Below are 23493 nucleotides of genomic sequence, written 5' to 3' on the forward strand. Positions count from 1 at the left end.
CGACGCCGACCCGGCCCGCTGGCAGGCTCAGCTCACGTTTCCGGTCATCGAGGTGATGTGCCCGGGACCGGCGAGGTTCAGCGCCGCGTCCTGGTAGCTCGTGCGCAGGTCGTTGTGGACGCAGAGCACTCCGGACGATGCGGAGTCCGCCGAGATGGCGTACCGGGGTGCCGGATTCGCTGAAGCCACCTTGTTGCCCTGGACCATGCTCGAGGTCACCCCGGACAACTGGATCGCGTCTCGGGCCTGGTCGGTGGCGCGCGCCGCGTTCAGTACCGAGTTGTCGGTGATCCGGTGGTGTCCGCCGCCGCTGACGGAGACTCCCGACCACTGGGCGTCCCGGGTCAGGTTGCCCGAGACGGTGGCGGAGGTGCAGTTGATCGCCTCGATGCCATGCCTGCCGGAGACATGGATCGAGTTGTCGCGGATCTGGACCTCCGGTGCCCAGACCGCCGAGATGCCGCTGCCGGCGGTTCGACGCAGGACGTTCCCGGTCACCGAGGTGCACCAGACCTGTCCGTCTCCGGCGCTGCCGCCGTTGGCCCCGGTCAGTCGGATTCCCTCGTCGACGGTGGTCGTGTCGATGACGTTGTCCGCGACCACCACGCTGGTGAGTGATCGGCGGGCGGTGGTGTCGTCGTGGCATCGGATCATCACTCCGCCGCCGACATTGAGCATGGTGTTGTCCGTTACCACCGCGCGACTGGTGTTGCGCAGGCTCACCCCCCAGTAGGTGAGGTCGCGGATGACGTTGCCGGAGATCACCACCTCCTCGTGCCCGGAGGTTGCCAGACCGGTGTGGCAACCGGCGAACGTCGGCCAGCCCGTACAGCGGTTGTCGATGATCCGGATGCCGCGGCACTGGGTGTTGTCGGCGGCGCCGAACGGCACCAGCCCGGCAGCGGCGAGGTCGAAGCTGACTGCCTCCTGGTTCCATGCCGCGCTGGGGCGGAGCCGGGTACCGACGAAGGTGCAGTTCTGTACCAGGGCGTCGGCCGTGGAGTTCAGTTCGATGGCGTGCCACTCGGAGACATCGCGAATCTCCAGGTCCCGTACGGTGACGTTGCGGGCGTGCGCGAAGACGATCGCCCAGCCCGGGGTGGGCACGCTGTCCGCGTTGGCGTCCCAGACGCCGCCCTCGACGATGATGTTGCCGGCACCGTTGTAGCCGGTGCTGGTGTCCGAGGAATCCCCGTTGCGGAGCATCGCGTTGACCGCGCCGGTACGGCGCAGCACGGTGGCGGGGGTCAGGGTCAGTCGGGTGTTCGCCCAGATGCGCAGTGGCGAAGTAACCTGCCAGGTACCCGGGCCGACGACGACGTGCCCGCCGCTGGCGGCGTGTGCCTCGTTGAGCGCGGCCTGGATGCCGCTCTGCGTCGGGGTGCCGCCGGGGTGCTCGACGAAGAAGACCTTCCAGCCGGCCGGTGCGGCGAGGGCGGCACCGGGGGCGAACAGGGCACCTGCGGTGGCGCCACCGGCCAGCGCGCCGCCGAGGAGCGCGCGTCGGGCCAGCCGGCCGGTGGTGGCCGGAGATTTCTCGGACGGTGCCACGATGCCCCCCCATGATCATGCCTATCGACGATCAACCATGGTACGTAGAGCTGCTCATCGAAGCCAGGACATCCGGGGCCGATCCGAGGGTCCTCGGACGGCCAGCGGGGCCCGTGCCGGTGGGCACGGACCCCGCTGGTCGGACCGGCTCAGGAGGCGAAGAGCGCCCGAGGGTCGGCGACGAGGACACCGTGCTCGGTCAGCCGCTCGATCAGCCCGGACGGGGACGAGTCGTAGACGATGGCGAGCGACCGAAGGTCGTCCGCACGGATCGACAGGACCCGGCCGTTGTAGTCACCCCGCTGCTGCTGGATGGCCCGGGCGTAGCGGGCGACGTACGCGAGTTCTTCGGAGGCGTCGTCGTAGAGGCGCTCCAGGTCGAGCACGATCTTGTTCGTGGGCTCGTGCCGGACACCACTGCCGTCGGGCAGCAGTTCCGCGACGGGCACTCGGTAGAAGTCGGCCAATTCGGCGAGACGGGAAACCGTTACGGCACGGTCACCCCGCTCGTACGAGCCAACTACGACAGCCTTCCAACGCCCGTTCGACTTCTCCTCCACCCCCTGCAGGGACAGCCCCTGCTGCTGGCGGATAGAGCGCAGACGGGCACCCAACGACTTGGCGTACTCAGAGGGCATGCGGACACTCCCAATGCTGGTTTGGGGTTCTCCCCAGCGATCGCTACGGAGCGTGACGGTACGGGGATTGCGACACCGGGTCAAGTAGTCGTGACCTTACTGTTGACAAGATCGCCCGCAGTGGGCGATTTGCCGACGACTGATTGGGCGATCAGCGACCCGCAGCGGGAATCGCCGTGGCCACTGGTAACGTGGCGTGAAGCCCCGGTACGGAACCGCTCGCGGGCCGGCCGGAATTAGACATCCTTTAACGACCCGTCCCGTGAGGCGGGGAAGGAGGTCCGCCGTGGCCTACTCACCGGCTGCCCAGCCTGCGCCGGTTTCACCACCGTCCGTGAAGGTCATCCTTACCAGCGCTGATCTCCAGCGGGTGGTGGACCGGATCGCCCACCAGATCCTGGAGAAGACCCAGGGCGCCGCCAACACCGTACTGCTCGGCATCCCGACCCGGGGAGTCCCGCTGGCCCGCCGGCTGGCCGCCCGGATCAGCACCTTCGAGAGCGTGGACGTGCCGGTGGGTGTGCTCGACATCACGCTCTACCGCGACGACCTGCGGCGCAACGCCACCCGGGCGGTCGGTCCGACCGAGGTGCCCGCCAGCGGCATCGACGGCAAGCGGGTGATCCTGGTCGATGACGTCCTCTTCTCCGGCCGCACCGTGCGCGCCGCTCTCGACGCCCTGAGCGACTTGGGCCGGCCCAGCTCGGTGCAGCTCGCGGTCCTGGTGGACCGGGGACACCGGGAGCTGCCGATCCGCGCCGACTACGTGGGCAAGAACATCCCCACCGCACTCGCCGAGAGCGTGCGGGTCACCCTCGCCGAGACCGATGGTGTCGACGAGGTCAAGCTCCTGGGCGGTGGGCAACTGTGATCAGGCATCTGCTCTCCGGCGCGGACCTCGACGCGGCGACCGCCACGCTGATCCTGGACACTGCGGCCGAGATGGCGAGCGTGGCCGGACGTGAGGTCAAGAAGCTGCCCGCACTGCGCGGCCGTACCGTCGTCAACCTCTTCTACGAGGATTCCACCCGGACCCGGATCTCCTTCGAGGCGGCGGCGAAGCGGCTCTCCGCCGATGTGATCAACTTTTCGGTCAAGGGGTCGAGCGTCTCCAAGGGCGAGAGCCTGAAGGACACCGCCCTGACCCTCCAGGCGATGGGTGCCGACGCGGTGGTGATCCGGCATCCGGCCTCCGGGGCCCCGCACCGGCTGGCAAACTGGGTGGACGGGTCGGTGGTCAACGCTGGCGACGGCACCCACGAGCACCCGACCCAGGCGCTGCTGGACGCGTACACGATGCGGTCCCGGCTGGGCCGGTTGGCCGGTCTCCAGGTGGCCGTGGTCGGCGACGTGCTGCACAGCCGGGTGGCCCGCTCCAACGTCCTGCTGCTGTCGACGCTCGGGGCGAAGGTCACCCTGGTCGGTCCGCCGACGCTGATCCCGGTGGACATCAGCGCCGCGCTCGCACCCGGCACCCAGGTCTCCTACGACCTGGACGCGGTACTGCCCACCACCGACGTGGTGATGATGCTGCGGGTGCAGCGGGAGCGGATGGACACCTCCTACTTCCCGTCCGCCCGGGAGTACGCCCGCCGCTACGGTATGGACGGCGCCCGTCTGCGCAGGCTGCCCGAGCACGCCATCGTCATGCATCCGGGGCCGATGAACCGGGGCATGGAGATCGCTCCGGAGGTCGCCGACTCACCCCGGTCCACCATCGTCGAACAGGTCACCAACGGGGTCTCCGTCCGGATGGCCGTTCTCTATCTGCTGCTCGGGGGAAAGAACCAGTGACTGGGGGAAAAGAACAGTGAGCGCGTACCTGATCAAGGGCGCGAGTGTCGTCGGTGCCGCGCCCACCGATCTGCTCGTGCGCGACGGTGTGGTGGCCGAGGTGGGTCGCGACCTGGATCCGCGGGGGGCGGCCACGGTCGACGCCCACGGGCTGGTCGTCCTGCCCGGGCTGGTCGACCTGCACACCCATCTGCGGGAACCGGGCCGTGAGGACGCCGAGACGGTCGAGTCCGGCTCCCGGGCGGCGGCGCTCGGCGGCTACACGGCGGTCTGCGCGATGGCCAACACCTCGCCGGTGGCCGACACCGCCGGCGTGGTGGAGCAGGTCTGGCGGCTGGGCCGCGAGGCCGGCCTGGTCGACGTGCAGCCGATCGGCGCGGTCACCGTGGGGCTGGCCGGCGAGCGGCTGGCCGAGTTGGGCGCGATGGCCGACTCCGCAGCCCAGGTGCGGATCTTCTCCGACGACGGACACTGTGTGGCCGACCCCCGGCTGATGCGCCGGGCCCTGGAATACGTGAAGGCCTTCGACGGGGTCATCGCCCAGCACGCCGAGGAGCCCCGGCTGACCGAGGGTGCCCAGATGCACGAGGGTGAGGTCTCCACCCGGCTCGGCCTGACCGGCTGGCCGGCGGTGGCCGAGGAGGCGATTATCGCCCGGGACGTGCTGCTCGCCGAGCACGTCGGCAGCCGGCTGCACGTCTGCCACGTCTCGACCGCCGGCAGCGTCGAGGTGCTGCGTCAGGCCAAGGCCCGAGGGGTACGGGTCACCGCCGAGGTCACCCCGCACCACTTACTGCTTACCGATGAGCTGGCCGCCAGCTACGACCCGGTGTTCAAGGTCAACCCGCCGCTGCGTACCGCCACCGACATCGCCGCGTTGCGCGCCGCGCTGGTCGAGGGCGTGATCGACATCGTGGCCACCGACCACGCGCCGCACGCCCTGGAGGACAAGGAGTGCGAGTGGGCGTACGCCCGGCCGGGAATGCTCGGACTGGAGACCGCGTTGTCGATCGTGCTCGACGTACTCGGGCCGGAATGGGACCTGATCGCCGAGCGGATGTCCCGGACGCCAGCCCGGATCGCCGGGCTGACCGAGCACGGGCTCAACCCGGCACCCGGGGTGCCGGCCAACCTCACCCTGGTCGACCCGGCCGCACGACGCACCATCGTCGCCGGCGAGTTGGCCAGCCGAAGCCGTAACACGCCCTACGCCGGCACGGTGCTGCCCGGCCGGATCGTGGCGACGTTCCTGCGGGGCGAGCCGACGGTCCTCGATGGAAAGGCGGTCAAGTGATGACCAACAGGCGCAGGCCCGCGATCCTCGTACTGGAGGATGGCCGCATTTTCCGTGGCGAGGCGTACGGCAGCATCGGGGAGACCTTCGGTGAGGCGGTCTTCACCACCGGCATGACCGGCTACCAGGAGACGTTGACCGACCCGTCCTACCACCGCCAGGTGGTGGTGCAGACCGCCCCGCACATCGGCAACACCGGGGTCAACACCGAGGACGACGAGTCCAGCCGGATCTGGGTCGCCGGGTACGTCGTCCGGGATCCGGCCCGGGCCAGCTCCAACTGGCGGGCGACCGGAGACCTGGAGGACCGGCTGGCCACCGAGGGCGTGGTCGGCATCAGTGGGGTCGACACCCGGGCACTGACCCGCCACCTGCGTGAGCGGGGCGCGATGCGGGTCGGGATCTCCAGTCGGGACGACGACCCCCAGGCGCTGTTGGAGCGGGTACGGCAGGCGCCGGAGATGACCGGCGCGAACCTTTCGGCCGAGGTCACCACCGAGAAGCCGTACACGGTCCGGGCCGAGGGCGAGCATCGGTTCACCGTCGCCGCGCTCGACCTGGGAATCAAGCGCAACGTGGCACGACGGCTCGCGGCCCGGGGCGTGACCACCCACGTCATGCCGGCCTCGTCCACAATAGACGATCTGTTGGCGATGGGTGCGGACGCGGTCTTCCTCTCGCCCGGCCCGGGTGACCCGGCCACCGCCGATCACCCGGTCGCGTTGGCCCGTGAGGTGATGCGCCGCGAGATCCCGCTCTTCGGCATCTGCTTCGGCAGCCAGATCCTCGGGCGGGCGCTGGGCTTCGGCACCTACAAGCTGGGCTACGGCCACCGGGGCGCCAACCAGCCGGTGCTGGACCGGACCACCGGCAAGGTCGAGGTGACCAGCCACAACCACGGATTTGCCGTCGATGCGCCGCTGAATCGGGTCATCGACACCGACTTCGGCGGGGTCGAGGTCAGTCACGTGTGCCTCAACGACAACGTGGTCGAGGGCCTGCGGGCCAAGGACGTGCCCGCCTTCACCGTCCAGTACCACCCGGAAGCGGCGGCCGGACCGCACGACGCGGACTACCTGTTCGACCGCTTCGCGGAGCTGATCGAGCGTGGCGGTCGGCCCGGCACCAAGTTGAGCGAGGATGAGCGTGCCTAAGCGGACAGATCTGAAGCATGTCATGGTGATCGGCTCCGGCCCGATCGTCATCGGACAGGCCTGCGAGTTCGACTACTCCGGCACCCAGGCGTGCCGGGTGCTGCGCAGCGAAGGGCTGCGGGTCAGCCTGGTCAACTCCAACCCGGCCACCATCATGACCGACCCGGAGTTCGCCGACGCCACCTACGTCGAGCCGATCACCCCGGAGTTCGTCGAACTGGTCATCGCCAAGGAACGCCCCGACGCACTGCTGCCCACCCTGGGTGGCCAGACCGCGCTCAACACCGCGGTCGCGCTGCACGAGTCGGGGGTACTCGACAAGTACGGCGTGGAGCTGATCGGCGCGGACATCGACGCGATCCGGCGCGGCGAGGACCGGCAGCTGTTCAAGGAGATCGTCGCCAAGGCCGGCGGCGAGACCCCGCGCAGCCGGGTCTGCCACTCGATGGACGAGGTCCGGGCGACCGTGGCCGAGTTGGGCCTGCCGGTGGTGATCCGGCCGTCGTTCACCATGGGTGGTCTCGGTTCGGGCATGGCGCACACCGACGAGGACCTGGAGCGGATCGCCGGGGCGGGCCTGGCCGCCAGCCCGGTGCACGAGGTGCTCATCGAGGAGAGCGTGCTCGGCTGGAAGGAGTACGAGCTGGAGCTGATGCGCGACCGCAACGACAACGTGGTGGTCGTCTGCTCCATCGAGAACATCGACCCGATGGGTGTGCACACCGGCGACAGCGTCACCGTTGCCCCGGCGATGACCCTGACCGACCGGGAATACCAGCGGCTGCGCGACCTGGGCATCGCGGTGCTGCGCGAGGTGGGCGTGGACACCGGCGGGTGCAACATCCAGTTCGCGATCAATCCGCGCGACGGCCGGCTGGTCGTCATCGAGATGAACCCCCGGGTGTCCCGCTCGTCGGCGCTGGCCTCCAAGGCCACCGGTTTCCCGATCGCGAAGATCGCCGCGAAGCTGGCCATCGGCTACACCCTGGACGAGATCCCCAACGACATCACCCGCAAGACGCCGGCCGCGTTCGAGCCGAGCCTGGACTACGTCGTGGTGAAGATCCCCCGGTTCGCGTTCGAGAAGTTCCCCGGCGCGGACGCGGAGCTGACCACCACGATGAAGTCGGTGGGCGAGGCGATGAGCCTGGGGCGCAACTTCGCCGAGGCGCTCAACAAGGCGATGCGGTCGATGGAGACCAAGGCGGCCGGTTTCTGGACCCAGCCGGACCCGGTCGGGACCACCCTGGAGAACACACTCGCCGCGCTGGGTACGCCGCACGACGGGCGGCTCTACACGCTCGAACGGGCACTGCGGCTGGGTGCCTCGGTGGCCGAGGTGTCGGCCGCCTCCGGTGGGGTCGACCCCTGGTTCCTGAACGAGATCGTCGCCCTGATCGAGCTGCGTGCGGAGATCACCGGTGCGGCCGTACTCGACGGGGAGCTGTTGCGACGGGCCAAGCGCGCCGGACTCTCCGACCGGCAGATAGCGGCGCTGCGTCCGGAACTCGCGGCCGAGGACGGGGTTCGTGCGCTGCGCCACCGGCTCGGTCTGCGCCCGGTCTACAAGACCGTGGACACCTGCGCGGCCGAGTTCTCCGCGGCCACGCCCTACCACTACTCGTCGTACGACGAGGAGACCGAGGTGACTGAGTCGGCCGGGGCGAAGGTGCTGATCCTCGGCTCTGGGCCGAACCGGATCGGGCAGGGCATCGAGTTCGACTACTCGTGCGTACACGCGGTGATGGCGCTGCGCGAGGCAAGCTCCGGGACGCGCGGTGGCGACGGTTCGGGCTTCGAGACCGTCATGGTCAACTGCAACCCGGAGACCGTCTCCACCGACTACGACACCGCCGACCGGCTCTACTTCGAGCCGCTCACCTTCGAGGACGTGCTGGAGGTCTGGCACGCGGAGGACTCCTCCGGCCGGGCCGCCGGTGGCCCCGGGGTCGTCGGCGTGATCGTCCAGCTCGGCGGCCAGACCCCCCTCGGCCTCGCCCAGCGGCTCAAGGACGCCGGGGTGCCGATCGTCGGCACCTCGCCGGAGTCCATCCACCTGGCCGAGGACCGGGGTGCGTTCGGCGCGGTGCTGGAGCAGGCCGGGCTGCGCGCCCCCGCGCACGGCACGGCCACCTCGTACGACGTGGCGAAGGCGATCGCCGACGAGATCGGCTACCCGGTGCTGGTCCGTCCGTCGTACGTGCTCGGCGGCCGGGGCATGGAGATCGTCTACGACGACGCCACGCTGCGTGACTACATCGGCCGGGCCACCGACATCTCGCCGGAACACCCGGTGCTGGTCGACCGGTTCCTGGACGACGCGATCGAGATCGACGTCGACGCGCTCTGCGACGCCACCGGTGAGGTCTACCTCGGCGGCGTGATGGAGCACATCGAGGAGGCGGGCATCCACTCCGGCGACTCGTCGTGCACGCTGCCGCCGATCACGCTGGCCGGATCGCACCTGGCCGAGGTACGTCGCTACACCGAGGCGATCGCCCGGGGCATCGGGGTACGCGGCCTGCTCAACGTGCAGTACGCGCTCAAGGACGACGTGCTCTACGTACTGGAGGCGAACCCGCGCGCGTCGCGGACCGTGCCGTTCGTCTCGAAGGCCACGGCGGTGCCGCTGGCCAAGGCCGCCGCCCGGATCATGCTCGGGGCGACCATCGCCGACCTGCGCAGCGAAGGCTTGCTGCCGTCGACGGGCGACGGCGGGACGGTGCCGGCCGGTGCGCCGATCGCGGTCAAGGAGGCGGTGCTGCCGTTCAAGCGGTTCCGGACCAAGGCCGGCAAGGGGGTGGATTCGTTGCTCGGCCCGGAGATGAAGTCCACCGGCGAGGTGATGGGCATCGACACCGCCTTCGGGCAGGCGTTCGCCAAGTCGCAGTCGGCCGCGTACGGCTCGCTGCCCACCGCCGGGAAGATCTTCGTGTCGGTGGCCAACCGGGACAAGCGCGGCATGATTTTCCCGGTGAAGCGCCTGGCCGACCTGGGCTTCGAGATCGTGGCGACCGCCGGCACCGGCGAGGTGCTGCGCCGGCACGGCATCGAGTGCGAGGTGATCCACAAGCACTACGAGGAGGCCGGCGACGGCCGCAACGCGGTGTCGCTGATCGCCGCCGGTGAGGTCGCCCTGGTCATCAACACCCCGCAGGGGTCGGGGGCCAGCGCCCGGTACGACGGGTACGAGATCCGTAGCGCGGCGGTCACCGCCGACATCCCGTGCGTCACCACCGTTCCCGGTGCCGCCGCCGCGGTGATGGGCATCGAGGCTCGAATCCGGGGCGACCTGACGGTGCGACCGTTGCAGCAGCTACACGCCGCCCTCCGGGCCGCCGACCAGTGAGTGCGAGGAGTGAGCGTAGCGAGCCCCGCAGTCGCGAACATGCAGGCAGACCAACGACGGGCGCAAGACCGGTCGGTCGGTTCGACGTCTGCGGCTTCGTAGATGGGGTTGCCGGTGATGTTTGAGCAGCTGGTACGGCCAGTGCTGTTCCGTCTCGGCGGCGGGGACGCCGAGACGGCACACCGGTGGACCACGCGCCGACTGGCGGGCCTGTCCCGTCGGCCGGCCGCCCTGGCGGCACTACGTAGCCGGTACGCCGTCTCGGCTCCGCGCACCGTCTTCGGTGTGGACTTCCCCAACCCGGTGGGACTGGCGGCCGGGATGGACAAGGACGGCCACGCGTTGCCAGCCTGGCCGGCGTTGGGCTTCGGATTCGTCGAGGTCGGTACGGTCACCGCGCACGCCCAACCGGGCAACCCGCGTCCCCGGTTGTTCCGGTTGCCGACGAGCACTGCGGTGATCAACCGGATGGGCTTCAACAACGCCGGGGCCGAGGCACTGGCCGGCCGGCTGGCGGCGCTGCCCCGACCGCTGGGCGTACCGTTGGGCATCTCGCTCGGGAAGTCGAAGATCACGCCGATCGACGAGGCGGTGGCCGACTATCGGGCCTCCTACCGGGCACTGCGCGACCATGGCGACTACTTCGCGGTGAACGTCTCCTCGCCCAACACCCCCGGCCTGCGGGCCTTGCAGGACCGGGACCACCTCGACGCGTTGCTCGCCGAACTGGTGGGGGAGAAGCCGATCCTGGTGAAGATCGCGCCTGACCTCACCGAGTCGGCGATCGCGGAGGTGCTGTCGGTCTGCCTCGACCGGGGTGCGGCCGGGATCATCGCCACCAACACCACGCTGAGCCGGGACGGGCTTGCGGCGGTGGACGCTGTCCGGGGTGCCGAGACGGGGGGCCTGTCCGGCAGGCCGCTGACCGTCCGGGCCCGTGAGGTGGTCGCCTTCGTGCACCGCGAGACCACCGGGAAACTGCCGGTGATCGGGGTCGGCGGCATCCTCGACGCCGACGACGCGGCCCGGATGTTCGACGCCGGAGCGAGCCTGGTGCAGCTCTACACGGGATTCATCTACCGGGGACCGGCGTTGGTGCGGTCCGTCGCGCGGGCAGCCCGGACATGACCGGCCGGGCCGCGTCGAGCTGGGTCCTACGTGGAATGCGCCGAAGGAGTGAGCCGGTGCGGCGTGGTGGCGAGCTGGTGCGGCCTGGTGGCCTGGCCGGCCGAGCAGGGGAGTGCGGCACGTGACGCCCGAGGAGATCGTCGCCCTCGACCAGGCACACGTCTGGCACCCGTACGCGCCGATGCCCACGACGGTCGCACCGTATCCCGTGGACGGTGCCGAGGGGGTACGCATCCGGCTGGCCGACGGCCGGGAACTCGTCGACGGTATGTCGTCCTGGTGGGCGGCGATCCATGGCTACCGGCATCCGGTGCTGGATGCCGCCGTCACCGACCAGCTCGGTCGGATGAGTCATGTCATGTTCGGTGGGCTCACGCACGAGCCGGCCGTCCGGTTGGCCCGGACCCTGGTCGAGCTGACCCCGCCCGGGCTGGAGCATGTCTTCCTCTGCGACTCCGGCTCGGTCGGGGTCGAGGTCGCGGTGAAGATGTGCCTGCAGTACCAGCGGGGTCGGGGCCGTCCGCGGCGGCATCGGATGGCCACCTGGCGCGGTGGCTACCACGGTGACACGTTCCATCCGATGAGCGTGTGCGACCCCGAGGGGGGCATGCATCATCTGTGGACGGACGTACTGCCCCGGCAGGTCTTCGCCGACCTGCCCCCGGCCGGCTTCGACGCCCCGGTCGACGACGCGTACGTCGCGGCACTGACCGATGCGGTGGCCCGGCACGCCGACGAGTTGGCCGGGGTCATCGTCGAGCCGGTGGTGCAGGGGGCCGGCGGTATGCGGTTCCACAACCCGCACTACCTGCGGGTGCTGCGGGAGGTGACCCGGGAGCACGACATCCCACTGGTCTTCGACGAGATCGCCACCGGGTTCGGTCGTACCGGTGCGCTCTTCGCCGCCGACCACGCCGGGGTGGCTCCGGACGTGATGTGCCTCGGCAAGGCGCTCACCGGCGGCTACCTGAGCCTCGCGGCGACGCTGTGTACGCCCGAGGTGGCCGCCGGGATCGGGGCCGGGGGTGGCGTGCTGGCACACGGCCCGACGTTCATGGGCAACCCGATCGCCTGTGCCGTCGCAAACGCCTCTATCGGGCTGCTACAGGGCGAAAACTGGGCAGTCGAGGTGGCGAGGGTGGAGGCGGGGTTGCGGACCGGTCTGGAGCCGTTACGGGCCGCGCCAGGGGTACGCGACGTACGGGTTCTGGGTGCGATCGGCGTGGTGCAGTTGGACCACGAGGTGGACATGGCGGCGGCCACCGCCGCGACCGTCGCCCGGGGGGTGTGGCTGCGGCCGTTCCGGGATCTGGTCTACACCATGCCGCCGTACGTGACGGCCGACGAGGACGTGGCGCGGATCGCCGCCGGAGTGGCTGCCGCCGTTGCCGCCGGCTGAACGCAAGGAAGGGCCCCTTCCTGACAGTCGGGGCGGCTGGCCCCGGGCGGTCGCCCCGGTCGATGGGTTCGGGGAGAGGACGTCGCGGCGGATCCCGCGACAGGGAGAGGAGACAGCGATGGAGAGCTTCGGAGCCCGACTGCACCGGGCGATGGCCGACCGGGGGCCCTTGTGCGTGGGGATCGACCCACATCCGGCACTGCTGCACCGGTGGGGTCTGACCGACGACCTGGACGGGCTGGCGCGGTTCAGTCAGACCGTGGTCGACGCCCTCGGCGACCGGGTCGCGGTGTGCAAACCGCAGTCCGCCTTCTTCGAGCGCTTCGGCTCCAGAGGGGTCGCCGTGCTTGAGTCAACTATCCGACAGTTGCGGGATTCCGGTGCGCTCGTGCTGCTTGACGTGAAGCGTGGCGACATCGGCTCGACAGTCGCCGCGTACGCGGCGGCGTATCTGGAACCATCCAGCTCGCTGTATGTCGACGCGGTCACCGCGAGTCCATATCTGGGCGTTGGTTCGCTCGCGCCGATGTTCGAAACAGCGACGGCGCACGGGGGCGGCGTTTTCGTGCTCGCGCTTACCTCCAACCCCGAGGGGCCGAGCGTCCAGCACGCGCGCGGCGCGGACGGCCGCACCGTCGCACAAACCGTCATCGACGAGATTTCGCAGCTCAACCGGGGTGCGCAGCCGCTCGGCAGCTTTGGACTGGTGGTCGGCGCGACGATTGGTGAGACCGGTCACGATCTGTCCGGAGCGGGCGGACCGCTGCTCGCTCCGGGCCTCGGCGCGCAGGGCGCGAGCGCGGCGGACCTGCGTACGGTCTTCGGTCGGGACCTCTCCACGGTGCTCCCGTCGTACTCCCGCGAGGTGCTCAACGCGGGGCCCGACGTGTCCGGATTGCGGTCGGCGTTCGACCGGGTTCTGGCCGACTGTCGAGCCGTACTGGGTAGTAGCTCCTGACTGACGAGTCGGTCACTCTTTGGTGATCATGGCGTGCCCACGTTGCCGAAAACTCCGGCGGCAGCTAGTTTTCCCCGCGCTGGGAACCACAAACCCCTTTGGTTTTCAGGCACACCACGTTTCACAGCGGCGGCGTGTCCCGCCGTCGCGATAGGGACCTGAGGAGAACTGGTGCCGCTCCCGTCACTGAGCCCCGAGCAGCGCGCTGCCGCGCTGGAGAAGGCTGCGGAGATCCGCAAAGCCCGTGCTGCATTGAAGGAGCAGCTCAAGCAGGGCAAGACCACCCTCGCCGCCGTCCTCGACCGGGCGGAGTCGGATGATGTCGTCGGCAAGCTGAAGGTTTCGGCCGTTTTGCAGGCGATGCCGGGCATCGGCAAGATCCGGGCGACCCAGATCATGGAAAAGCTCAAGATCGCTGACAGCCGGCGGCTGCGTGGCCTCGGCGAGCAGCAGCGCAAGGCACTGCTTGGAGAGTTCGCCTCGAACTGATCCGCGTCAGCGGGTAGAAACGAGCAGTGAGCACGGTTGACGACGCGCGCCCGGCTGCTCGGCTCACCGCCCTTGTCGGCCCTTCCGGGGTCGGCAAGGGCGGCGTGGTCGAGTTGATCCGGGCGCGTTCGCCGTCGGTGTGGATATCCGTTCCGGTCACCACCCGGCCGATCCGGGAGCACGAGGTGGACGGGGTGGATCGCTACTTCGTCGACCGTAGCGAGTTCGAGCGCATGATCGCGGACGGTCGGCTGCTCGACTGGACCGAAATCGCCGACCATCTGCACGGTACCCCCATCGAGCCCATTCGGAGCCGGCTGCGGGCTGGGCAGCCGGTGTTGCTGACGATCGACCTGCCGGGTGCCTGTCGGGTCCGAGCCGCGATGCCCGAGGCGCGACTGGTGTTCCTCGCTCCGCCCGTACCGCGCGCGACCCGGGCGCAACATGTAGATCCAGATCGGCCACCGCCACTATCGTGCGAATTTGACCAGACGGTGGTGAACGAGCACGTCGAGCGCGCTGCGGCCGAACTGGTAGGCTTACTCGGTTGTTCTTTTCCGACTCCGGCCCAACCGCGGGTTCGCGGTTGAGAGACCACAACCGCAGGTTCGCGGTTGAGAGACCACAACCGCAGGTTCGCGGTTGAGAGACGCAGAGGTTTATCCCGTGGGATCCATCGCCAGCCCCGAAGGCATCACCAACCCGCCGATCGACGAGCTGCTGGAGAAGACCTCGTCGAAGTACGCGCTGGTGATCTTCGCTGCCAAGCGTGCCCGTCAGGTCAACGCCTACTACAGCCAGCTCGGCGAGGGCCTGCTGGAATACGTCGGCCCCCTGGTCGAGACCACGCCGCAGGAAAAGCCCCTCTCGATCGCCATGCGCGAGATCAACGCCGGGCTGCTCACCGCTGAGCCGACCGACCAGCCGTAGCACCGTCGATCGTCGATGGCCGAGGTCGTCCTGGGGGTAGGCGGAGGCATCGCCGCCTACAAGGCGTGCGAATTGTTGCGTCTACTCACCGAGTCGGGTAATCGAGTCCGGGTCGTGCCGACCTCCGCCGCGCTGCGGTTCGTCGGGGCACCGACCTGGGCGGCGTTGTCCGGCCAGCCGGTCGCCGACGACGTCTGGTCCGACGTCCACGAGGTGCCGCACGTCCGCCTCGGTCAGCAGGCCGACCTGGTCGTGGTCGCGCCGGCCACCGCTGACCTGCTGGCCCGGGCGGCTCACGGGCTCGCCGACGATCTGCTCACCAACACCCTGCTCACCGCCCGCTGTCCGGTGGTCCTCGCGCCGGCCATGCACACCGAGATGTGGGAGCACCCGGCGACGGTCGACAACGTCGCCACCCTGCGCCACCGGGGCGTGGTGGTGATCGAGCCCGCCAGCGGGCGGCTCACCGGTGCGGACACCGGCAAGGGGCGGCTGCCCGATCCCGCCGAGATCTTCGCCGTCGTCCAGCGGGTGTTGCGTCGTGGACCGACAGCCCCGCGTGACCTGGCCGGCCGGCGGATCGTGGTCACCGCTGGCGGCACCCGGGAGCCACTCGACCCGGTCCGGTTCCTCGGTAACCGCTCCTCCGGTAAGCAGGGCTACGCGTTTGCGCGTACCGCCGCCGGCCGGGGAGCCCAGGTCACCCTGATCGCGGCCAACGTCACGCTGCCCGATCCCGCCGGCGTCGACCTGGTGCGGGTCGCCACCACCGAGGACCTGCGCAAGGCCACCCTGGAGGCGGCTGATGCCGCCGACGTGGTCGTGATGGCGGCGGCACCGGCCGACTTCCGGCCGGCGACGTACGCGGCCAACAAGATCAAGAAGTCGGAGACCGGTGCCACGCCCACGATCGAACTGGTCACCAATCCCGACATCGCCGCCGAGCTGGGGGAGCGCCGCCGGCCGGGGCAGGTGCTGGTGGCCTTCGCAGCCGAGACCAGCGACGCCGTGGTCAACGCCCGGGCCAAGCTGATCCGCAAGAAGGCCGACCTCATCGTGGTCAACGAGGTCGGTCCGGACAAGGTCTTCGGGGCCGACGCCAATACCGCGACCGTGCTCGGCGATGACGGATCTGTGACATCTTTTCCAGAGCAATCCAAGGAAGACCTCGCCGATGCGGTCTGGGATCTGGTAACAACGCGCTTAACCAGCATGTCCTAACCGTTGAGCACGATGTGTCAGACGATCAACGGGTCAGACTGCGGTTAGTACACTGCGCGCAACCATCCAACGAGATCTGAGGAGCACCGTGGCACGTCGCTTGTTCACTTCCGAGTCGGTCACGGAGGGCCACCCGGACAAGATCGCTGACCAGATCAGCGATGGCATCCTGGACGCGTTGCTGGCACAGGACCCGCGCAGCCGGGTCGCTGTGGAGACCCTGATCACGACCGGACAGGTGCACGTCGCGGGCGAGGTGACGACGAAGGCGTACGCGGACATCCCGACCATCGTCCGGGAAACGATCCTGGGAATCGGCTACGACTCCTCGAAGAAGGGATTCGACGGCGCTTCCTGTGGGGTGAGCGTGTCCATCGGCTCGCAGTCGGCGGACATCGCGCAGGGCGTCGATTCGGCGATCGAGTTGCGCAGCGGCGGGTCGGAAAGCGCATTGGACGCGCAGGGCGCCGGCGACCAGGGAATGATGTTCGGTTTCGCCTGCTCCGAAACGCCCGAGCTGATGCCGCTGCCGATCGCGTTGGCGCACCGGTTGTCGCGCCGGCTGTCCGCCGTACGCAAGGACGGGACGGTGCCGTACCTGCGCCCGGATGGCAAGACGCAGGTGACGATCGAATACGACGGCTTCCGCCCGGTCCGGCTGGACACCGTCGTCGTCTCCAGCCAGCACGCCGCCGACATCTCCCTGGAGTCGCTGCTGACCCCGGACGTGCGGGAGCACGTGATCACGCCGGAGCTGGAGGGTCTGGAGCTGGACACCGAGGGCTACCGGCTGCTGGTGAACCCGACCGGACGCTTCGAGATCGGTGGCCCGATGGGCGACGCCGGCCTCACCGGCCGGAAGATCATCGTGGACACCTACGGCGGCTACGCGCGGCACGGTGGTGGCGCGTTCTCCGGCAAGGACCCGTCGAAGGTGGACCGCTCCGCGGCGTACGCCATGCGGTGGGTCGCCAAGAACGTGGTGGCGGCGGGCCTCGCCGAGCGCTGCGAGGTGCAGGTCGCGTACGCGATCGGCAAGGCGCACCCGGTCAGCCTCTTCGTGGAGACCTTCGGCACCGAGACCGTGCCGGTGGAGCGGATCGAGCAGGCGATCGGCGAGGTCTTCGACCTGCGCCCGGCGGCGATCATCCGGGACCTGGACCTGCTACGTCCGATCTACCAGCAGACTGCGGCGTACGGCCACTTCGGCCGGGAACTGCCCGACCTGACCTGGGAGAACACCGACCGCGCCGCCGACCTCAAGTCGGCAGCAGCGGCCTGACCAGCGGTAAGCGCGGCGACCGGCAGCCCGCCGAAGGGCTGCCGGTCGCTCGTGTCTGCGTGGACGTGCCACTGGCCCACCTGGATCGTCCCTTCGACTACCTGGTGCCGGCCGAGCTGGCCGAGACGGCGCAGCCCGGCACCCGGGTACGGGTCCGCTTCGCCGGTCAACTGGTCGACGGCTGGCTGCTGGAGCGGGCCGAGTCCTCGGCGCACGACGGGCGACTGATGTTCCTGGAACGGCTGGTCTCGCCCGAGCCCGTCCTGACTCCGGAGGTCGCCCGGCTGGCCCGGGCCGTCGCCGACCGCTACGCGGGCCACCTCGCCGACGTGCTGCGCCTGGCCGTCCCGCCCCGACACGCCCGGGTCGAACGGGAACCGGCCCCGGACGCAACCGACGACCCCGCCTCCGCCGGGAGCACCGATACGGACGCCGGTTCGGCCGGAACCACCAGCGCGGCCGGTCCCGTATCAGCCGGGACCAGCAGCGCGGATGCCGGTTCGGCCGGGACCAGCAGCGCGGACGCTGACCTGGGCGGCTGGCGGGACTATCCGGCCGGGCCGGGCTTCCTGCGGGCCCTGGCCAACGGCCGGACCCCCCGCGCCGTGTGGTCGGCGTTGGCCGGCGAGGACTGGGCCGCCCGGATCGCGGAGGCGGTCGCGGCGACCGTACACGGCGGGCGGGGTGCGCTCGTGGTGGTCGCCGACGCCCGCGACCTCGACCGACTGGACACCGCCGTGACCAGCACCCTGGGCGCGGGACGGCACGTGGCCCTCTCGGCCGCGCTCGGACCGGCCAAGCGGTACCGCGCATTCCTGGCCGCCCGACGCGGCACCGTACCGGTGGTGATCGGCACCCGGGCGGCGATGTTCGCGCCAGTGCACCAGCTGGGCCTGGTCGCGATCTGGGACGACGGGGACGACCTGCACGCCGAGCCCCGCGCTCCCTATCCGCACGCCCGGGAGGTGCTGCTCACCCGGGCCCAGCTCGGCGCGACGGCGGTGCTGGTGGCCGGGCACACCCGTACCGCCGAGGCGCAACTGCTGGTGGAGACCGGCTGGGCCAAGGAGGTCGTCGCGGACCGGGCGACGGTGCGCCGACGTACCCCGCTGGTGACCCCGACCGGCGACGATCCGCAACTGGCCCGCGACCCGGCGGCAGCCACGGCGCGACTGCCCAGCCTGGCCTGGGAAGCGGCCCGGGGGGCGTTGCGCGCCGACACACCGGTGCTGGTGCAGGTACCCCGACGCGGTTACCTGCCCTCGGTGGCCTGCGCCGACTGCCGCGCCCCGGCCCGGTGCCCACACTGCGCGGGGCCGCTGGCCCTGCGCTCGGCTGGGGCCGCCCCCGCCTGTCGCTGGTGTGGCCGGGTCGCCGCCGCCTACGCCTGCCCGCACTGCGCCGGACGCCGGTTGCGCGCCGCCGTGGTCGGCGCCCGCCGTACCGCCGAGGAACTGGGGCGGGCGTTCCCCGACATTCCGGTACGGACCTCCGGGCGGGACGAGGTGCTCCACCGGGTACCCGGCGGTGCCGGTCTGGTGATCTCCACCCCGGGGGCCGAACCGGTCGCCGAGGGCGGGTTCGGTGCAGTGCTGCTGCTCGACTCGTGGGCCCTGCTGACCCGGGCCGACCTACGCGCCGGGGAAGAGGCCCTGCGGCGCTGGCTGACCGCCGCGGCCCTGGCCCGACCCGCCTCGGCCGGCGGTCGGGTGGTGGTGGTCGCCGACGGCGGGTTGGTCCCCGTGCAGGCGTTGCTGCGCTGGGACCCGGCCTGGTTCGCCGCCCGGGAGTTGGCCGAACGGCGAGAACTCGGCTTCCCGCCGGCCGTCCGGATGGCCAGCCTGACCGGCGTACCGGAGGCGGTCGCCGACCTGCTCGCCGCCGCCCGGCTGCCCGCAGAGGCGGAGGTGTTGGGGCCGGTGCCCGCCGAGGCGGAACAGGAACGGATGCTGGTCCGGGTGCCGCGCTCCCGGGCCGCTCTGCTCGCCGAGGCACTGCACGCGGCGGCCGGGGTGCGGACCGCTCGGCGGGCCAGCCAGCCGGTCCGAGTCCAGGTCGATCCGCTCAGCCTCTTTTGAGCAGCGTGCTAGCATCGTCCGTCATGCCGGACGCCCCTCGCGGCGCGGCGGAACAGAGACCGCGTTAATCTGGCAGTGAGTCGATTGACGTCAACCAGCCGGTGATCAGGGGTGGGTAAGTCGTGACCGTTCGTCAGTCGATCGTCCTGAACGGTGACCTGGGCAGCGGCAAGAGCACGGTGTCGATCGAGCTTTCGCGTCGACTCGGGCTGCGGCGGATCAGCGTCGGCGATCTCTATCGCGAAATGGCCCAGCAGCGGCAGATGACGGCGTTGCAGCTCAACCTGCACGCCGAGCTGGACCAGGCGGTGGACGGCTACGTCGACCAGTTGCAGCAGGACATTGCCAACTCCGGTGAACAGTTGATCGTCGACAGCCGGCTCGCCTGGCACTTCTTCAGCTCCGCGCTCAAGGTCCACATGATCACCGAGCCCACCGAGGCGGCCCGGCGGGTGCTGGCCCGGCCGTCCGGCCCGGCGGAGAGCTACACCTCGATCGAGGAGGCCCGGACCAAGCTGCGGGAGCGCAGCGAGAGCGAGCGCGGCCGGTTCATCCTCCGCTACGGCGTCGACAAGGCGAAACTGCGCAACTACGACCTGATCTGCGACTCCACCCGCGCGTCGGCGATGGAGGTCGTGGACTACGTCATCGCCGCCTTCACCGGCGCGCTCGGTGCGGAGATCCTGCGGGACTCCCCGCCGCTGTTGCTGCTCGACCCGGGCCGCGTCTTCCCCACCCAGGGGATCGAGAACCTGCGGGGATCGTGGGAGTCGGACTTCGCCGAGCAGGTGCAGCAGGCCGGCCAGGCCGCGCTGGAGCCGCTGAGCATCGGCTACACCGGGGAGCACTTCTTCGTCGTCGACGGACATCGGCGGCTCAGCGCCGCCCTGCGCAGCGGGTTCACCCTGATCCCGGCGCGGCTCACCGCCGAGGTGGACGAGCCGGTCGTCGCCGGTCTCAGCGCGGTCGACTTCTTCCGTACCGAGGTCGAGCTGAGCACCCTCTACGACTGGGAGGCGGCGCACGGCATCCGGCTGCCGATCCCCGCGCACGTGCTGCACCGGGCCGACACCGTCCTCGCCAGCGAGGCGGGAGTCACCCCGTAACCATCCTCGGCTGAGGTCACCCTCGGCCCACGGTTGCCGGGGTCGGACACTCCGTAGACTGGTGTGGCACTGAATCTTTACTGCCCTGACGAAGGAGCCACCCCGCGTGACCGTCCAGCCCATCCGTCTGTTCGGAGATCCGGTGCTGCGTACGCCGGCTGAGCCGGTAGTCGACTTCGACGTCGAGCTGCGCAAGCTGGTCGCCGACCTGACCGAGACGATGCGCGACCGCAGCGGTGCCGGTCTGGCCGCACCGCAGCTCGGGGTGGGGTTACGGGTCTTCACCTTCGACGTCGACGACGTGCTCGGACACCTGGTCAACCCGGTCCTGGAGTTCCCCGACGAGGAGGAGCAGGACGGTCCCGAGGGCTGCCTCTCCATTCCCGGGCTCTACTTCGACACCAAGCGCCGGATGAACGTCGTGGCGAAGGGCTTCAACGCGTACGGCGATCCGATGCAGATCGTCGGCACCGGCCTGATGGCCCGCTGCGTACAGCACGAGACCGACCATCTCGACGGAGTGCTCTTCCTCGACCGACTGGACCAGGCTGGTCGTAAGGCGGCCATGAAGGAGATCCGGAAGGCGGACTGGTACGACCCAGCCGCCCCACCCACCGTCAAGGTCAGCCCGCATGCCCCGGCCAGCCCCTTCGGCCTGGGGCGGTGACGTAGATGCGCCTGGTCTTCGCCGGTACGCCGGCTGTCGCCGTACCCGCCCTGGACGCCATCGCCGCCTCCGGGCACGAGCTGGTCGCCGTGGTCACCCGCCCCGACGCGCCCGCTGGTCGGGGCCGGGGGCTGGTGCGCTCACCGGCGGGAGCCTGGGCCGACGAGCGGGGCATCGAGGTCCTCACGCCGCAGCGGCCCCGCGAGCCGGAGTTCCTCGACCGGCTGCGGGAGCTCGCCCCGGACTGTGTGCCCGTGGTCGCGTACGGCGCGTTGGTGCCGCCGGTGGCGCTGGAGCTGCCCACCCACGGCTGGATCAACCTGCACTTCTCGCTCCTGCCGGCCTGGCGGGGAGCCGCGCCCGTGCAGCACGCGGTGCTGCACGGTGACGAGGTGACCGGGGCCAGTGTCTTCCAGTTGGAGCAGGGGCTGGACACGGGGCCGGTGTTCGGCACGCTGACCGACGAGATCCGCCCCACCGACACCTCCGGTGACCTGCTGGACCGCCTCGCCGTCTCCGGGGCGGGCCTGCTGGTGGCGGTGCTCGACGCGATCGAGGCCGGCACCGCCCGCGCCGAGCCGCAGCCCGGCGACGGAATCTCCCTGGCCCCGAAGTTGACCGTCGTCGACGGGCAGGTCCGCTGGACGGACCCGGCCTTCGCGGTGGACCGTCGGATCCGGGCGTGCACGCCTGCCCCCGGTGCGTGGACCACGTTCCGCGACGACCGCGTCAAGCTCGGTCCGGTCCGTCCCGCCACCGACGGGCCCGACCTCAAGCCGGGCGAGCTGCTGGTCGAGCGCAAACAGGTGCTGGCCGGCACGGCCACCACACCGGTCGTCCTCGGCGAGGTGCGGGCGGCGGGCAAGAAGGCCATGCCGGCGACGGACTGGGCGCGCGGCGTCCGGGTACAGACAGGGGAACAGTTCACGTGACCGAACGGCAGTCGTCCGCAGACCGGGACTCCGGCATCCGCCGGGGACCAGCCGCCGCCGAGCGGCGGGGCCCGGCCCGCACCGGACGACCCTCGCGGCCCAGTCGCCCCACCGTCGACCTGGCCCGCAAGGCGGCGTACGAGGCGATCGCGGCGGTACACCGCGACGACGCGTATGCCAACCTGGTCCTCCCAGCGATCCTGCGTGATCTTGGGCTGCACGGCCGGGACGCGGCCTTCGCCACCGAGTTGACCTACGGCACACTGCGTGCCCGAGGCACCCTCGACGCGATCGTGGCGGCGGCGGCCGGCCGGGAGGTGGAGCGGATCGACCCACCAACCAGGGACGCGTTGCGACTGGGTGCCTACCAGTTGCTACACACCCGGGTGCCCGCCCACGCGGCGGTCTCCTCCACCGTCGACCTAGTGCACGTGGTCGCGCCCGGCGCGACCGGGTTCACCAACGCGGTGCTGCGCGAGATCACCACCAAGGACCTGGACACCTGGGTCGCCGAGCTGGCTCCGCCGATGGAGACCGACCCGATCGGGCACCTCGCGCTGGCCTACAGCCACCCCCAGTGGATCGTCCGGTCGTTCGCCGAGGCGCTCGGCGGTGATTTGGCCGAGACCACCCGGCTGCTGATCGAGGACAACGAACGCCCACCGGTGCACCTGAGCGTCCGGCCGGGGCGGGCCGACGCGGTCGAGTTGGCCGACGAGGTGGGTGGGGCGCCGGGGGCGTTCTCCCCGTACGCGGTCTACCTCTCCGGTGGCGCGCCCGGTGACCTGGCCGCGATAACCGACGGTCGGGCGCAGGTGCAGGACGAGGGTTCACAGTTGGTGGCCACCGCTCTTGCCACGGCACCGGTGGACGGGTCGGACACCCGCTGGCTCGACCTGTGCGCCGGGCCGGGGGGCAAGGCAGGGCTGCTCGGCTCCCTCGCCGCGCAGCGCGGTGCCACCCTCACGGCGGTGGAGGTGGCCGAGCACCGGGCCCGGCTGGTCTCGCAGGCGGTACGTGGGCTGCCGGTGACCGTCCTGGCCACCGATGGCCGTTCCGTGGGCAGTGATCCCGACCTGCCGGAGGCCACCTTCGACCGGGTGCTGGTCGATGCGCCGTGCACCGGTCTCGGTTCGCTGCGTCGCCGGCCGGAGTCGCGCTGGCGGCGGCAACCCTCCGATCTGCCCCCGCTGACCCGGCTACAACGTGAGCTGCTCAGTGCCGCGCTTCGTGCGGTACGGCCCGGGGGAGTGGTCGGTTACGTGACCTGCTCGCCGCACACCGTGGAGACCCACGTGACGGTCACCGAGGCGGCCCGGCGGTCGGGCGTGCCGGTCGACTTCGTCGACGCCCGTCCGCTGCTGCCGGCCGGGATGCCGGGTCTCGGGGACGGGCCGACGGTGCAGCTCTGGCCACACCGGCACGGCACCGACGCAATGTTCCTGGCGCTGCTGCGGCGCGGCTGATTCGGGTTCGGACAGGTGGGGGCGGCACCCGGAACGGGGTGCCGCCCCCACCTGGTT

At 70.6% G+C, this 23493-nt stretch carries 20 protein-coding genes; 18 read left to right on the top strand and 2 right to left on the bottom strand.

The features are described from left to right. Nucleotides 1–27: 27 nt before the first annotated feature. Together FHR38_RS26620 and bldD are read right to left on the bottom strand one after the other, a co-directional pair. A complete protein-coding gene (locus tag FHR38_RS26620) occupies nucleotides 28–1551 on the bottom strand; it encodes a right-handed parallel beta-helix repeat-containing protein (protein WP_184537353.1) in 1524 nt (507 codons plus the stop codon). A gap of 149 nt (nucleotides 1552–1700) precedes the next feature. After that, nucleotides 1701–2189: a transcriptional regulator BldD gene (gene bldD, locus FHR38_RS26625; protein ID WP_184537356.1), complete on the bottom strand. Its 489-nt coding sequence runs from the start codon at nucleotides 2187–2189 to the stop codon at nucleotides 1701–1703. A gap of 286 nt (nucleotides 2190–2475) precedes the next feature. On the opposite strand from bldD, the gene pyrR reads away from it, so the two are divergent. The 18 genes from pyrR (at nucleotide 2476) to FHR38_RS26715 (ending at nucleotide 23436) form a co-directional block, all read left to right on the top strand. Beyond that, nucleotides 2476–3060, top strand: coding sequence for a bifunctional pyr operon transcriptional regulator/uracil phosphoribosyltransferase PyrR (gene pyrR / locus FHR38_RS26630; protein ID WP_184537358.1), 585 nt, complete (start codon nucleotides 2476–2478; stop codon nucleotides 3058–3060). Next, nucleotides 3057–3983 (top strand): aspartate carbamoyltransferase catalytic subunit, encoded by a 927-nt coding sequence (locus FHR38_RS26635; protein ID WP_184537359.1) that lies wholly within the window; start codon nucleotides 3057–3059, stop codon nucleotides 3981–3983. The genes pyrR and FHR38_RS26635 overlap by 4 nt, the downstream gene beginning before the upstream one ends. 16 nt (nucleotides 3984–3999) lie before the next feature. Further along, a complete protein-coding gene (locus FHR38_RS26640; RefSeq protein ID WP_184537362.1) occupies nucleotides 4000–5277 on the top strand; it encodes a dihydroorotase in 1278 nt (425 codons plus the stop codon). Further along, nucleotides 5277–6431 (top strand): glutamine-hydrolyzing carbamoyl-phosphate synthase small subunit, encoded by a 1155-nt coding sequence (gene carA, locus FHR38_RS26645; protein ID WP_184537363.1) that lies wholly within the window; start codon nucleotides 5277–5279, stop codon nucleotides 6429–6431. Before FHR38_RS26640 ends, carA begins: the two co-directional genes overlap by 1 nt. Next, on the top strand, nucleotides 6424–9780 hold the full coding sequence (gene carB, locus FHR38_RS26650; RefSeq protein WP_184537365.1) for a carbamoyl-phosphate synthase large subunit: 3357 nt from the start codon (nucleotides 6424–6426) through the stop codon (nucleotides 9778–9780). Before carA ends, carB begins: the two co-directional genes overlap by 8 nt. Before the next feature lie 114 nt (nucleotides 9781–9894). Beyond that, the gene (locus FHR38_RS26655; RefSeq protein WP_184537368.1) at nucleotides 9895–10908 is read left to right on the top strand and encodes a quinone-dependent dihydroorotate dehydrogenase; all 1014 of its coding nucleotides are present in this window, start codon (nucleotides 9895–9897) and stop codon (nucleotides 10906–10908) included. 121 nt (nucleotides 10909–11029) lie between these two features. Continuing rightward, nucleotides 11030–12307: an adenosylmethionine--8-amino-7-oxononanoate transaminase gene (locus tag FHR38_RS26660; RefSeq protein ID WP_184537370.1), complete on the top strand. Its 1278-nt coding sequence runs from the start codon at nucleotides 11030–11032 to the stop codon at nucleotides 12305–12307. A 118-nt stretch (nucleotides 12308–12425) separates the two neighbouring features. Next, complete coding sequence (gene pyrF / locus FHR38_RS26665) at nucleotides 12426–13265, top strand: orotidine-5'-phosphate decarboxylase (RefSeq protein WP_184537372.1); 840 nt, start codon at nucleotides 12426–12428, stop codon at nucleotides 13263–13265. Nucleotides 13266–13436: 171 nt separating this feature from the next. Further along, nucleotides 13437–13754 carry an integration host factor, actinobacterial type gene (gene mihF / locus FHR38_RS26670; protein ID WP_184537374.1) on the top strand — a complete coding sequence of 106 codons (318 nt, stop codon included), beginning with the start codon at nucleotides 13437–13439 and terminating at the stop codon, nucleotides 13752–13754. Between the two features lie 26 nt (nucleotides 13755–13780). Next, entirely contained in the window at nucleotides 13781–14344 is a 564-nt protein-coding gene (locus FHR38_RS26675; RefSeq protein WP_184537376.1) for a nucleoside/nucleotide kinase family protein, read from the top strand. 76 nt (nucleotides 14345–14420) lie between these two features. Next, entirely contained in the window at nucleotides 14421–14684 is a 264-nt protein-coding gene (gene rpoZ / locus FHR38_RS26680; RefSeq protein ID WP_184537378.1) for a DNA-directed RNA polymerase subunit omega, read from the top strand. Nucleotides 14685–14699: 15 nt separating this feature from the next. Beyond that, nucleotides 14700–15905 (top strand): bifunctional phosphopantothenoylcysteine decarboxylase/phosphopantothenate--cysteine ligase CoaBC, encoded by a 1206-nt coding sequence (coaBC, locus tag FHR38_RS26685; RefSeq protein WP_184537380.1) that lies wholly within the window; start codon nucleotides 14700–14702, stop codon nucleotides 15903–15905. A gap of 88 nt (nucleotides 15906–15993) precedes the next feature. Next, nucleotides 15994–17187, top strand: coding sequence for a methionine adenosyltransferase (metK, locus tag FHR38_RS26690; protein ID WP_184537382.1), 1194 nt, complete (start codon nucleotides 15994–15996; stop codon nucleotides 17185–17187). A 59-nt stretch (nucleotides 17188–17246) separates the two neighbouring features. Continuing rightward, a complete protein-coding gene (locus tag FHR38_RS26695; RefSeq protein WP_312882421.1) occupies nucleotides 17247–19265 on the top strand; it encodes a primosomal protein N' in 2019 nt (672 codons plus the stop codon). A 122-nt stretch (nucleotides 19266–19387) separates the two neighbouring features. Continuing rightward, nucleotides 19388–20371, top strand: a complete 984-nt coding sequence (locus FHR38_RS26700) for an AAA family ATPase (RefSeq protein WP_184537384.1) — start codon at nucleotides 19388–19390, stop codon at nucleotides 20369–20371. A 106-nt stretch (nucleotides 20372–20477) separates the two neighbouring features. Then, nucleotides 20478–21038, top strand: a complete 561-nt coding sequence (gene def, locus FHR38_RS26705; RefSeq protein WP_184537386.1) for a peptide deformylase — start codon at nucleotides 20478–20480, stop codon at nucleotides 21036–21038. 5 nt (nucleotides 21039–21043) lie between these two features. Next, complete coding sequence (fmt, locus tag FHR38_RS26710; protein ID WP_184537388.1) at nucleotides 21044–21970, top strand: methionyl-tRNA formyltransferase; 927 nt, start codon at nucleotides 21044–21046, stop codon at nucleotides 21968–21970. Then, on the top strand, nucleotides 21967–23436 hold the full coding sequence (locus FHR38_RS26715) for an RsmB/NOP family class I SAM-dependent RNA methyltransferase (RefSeq protein WP_376771436.1): 1470 nt from the start codon (nucleotides 21967–21969) through the stop codon (nucleotides 23434–23436). The genes fmt and FHR38_RS26715 overlap by 4 nt, the downstream gene beginning before the upstream one ends. Nucleotides 23437–23493: the final 57 nt, after the last annotated feature.

It is taken from the genome of Micromonospora polyrhachis, from assembly GCF_014203835.1.
Classification (GTDB): domain Bacteria; phylum Actinomycetota; class Actinomycetes; order Mycobacteriales; family Micromonosporaceae; genus Micromonospora_H; species Micromonospora_H polyrhachis.

Coding starts and splice junctions, on each gene's coding strand:
- bldD (WP_184537356.1), bottom strand. CDS start 2,189: ATGCCCTCTGAGTACGCCAAGTCGTTGGGTGCCCGTCTGCGCTCTATC.
- carA (WP_184537363.1), top strand. CDS start 5,277: ATGACCAACAGGCGCAGGCCCGCGATCCTCGTACTGGAGGATGGCCGC.
- pyrF (WP_184537372.1), top strand. CDS start 12,426: ATGGAGAGCTTCGGAGCCCGACTGCACCGGGCGATGGCCGACCGGGGG.
- coaBC (WP_184537380.1), top strand. CDS start 14,700: ATGGCCGAGGTCGTCCTGGGGGTAGGCGGAGGCATCGCCGCCTACAAG.
- fmt (WP_184537388.1), top strand. CDS start 21,044: ATGCGCCTGGTCTTCGCCGGTACGCCGGCTGTCGCCGTACCCGCCCTG.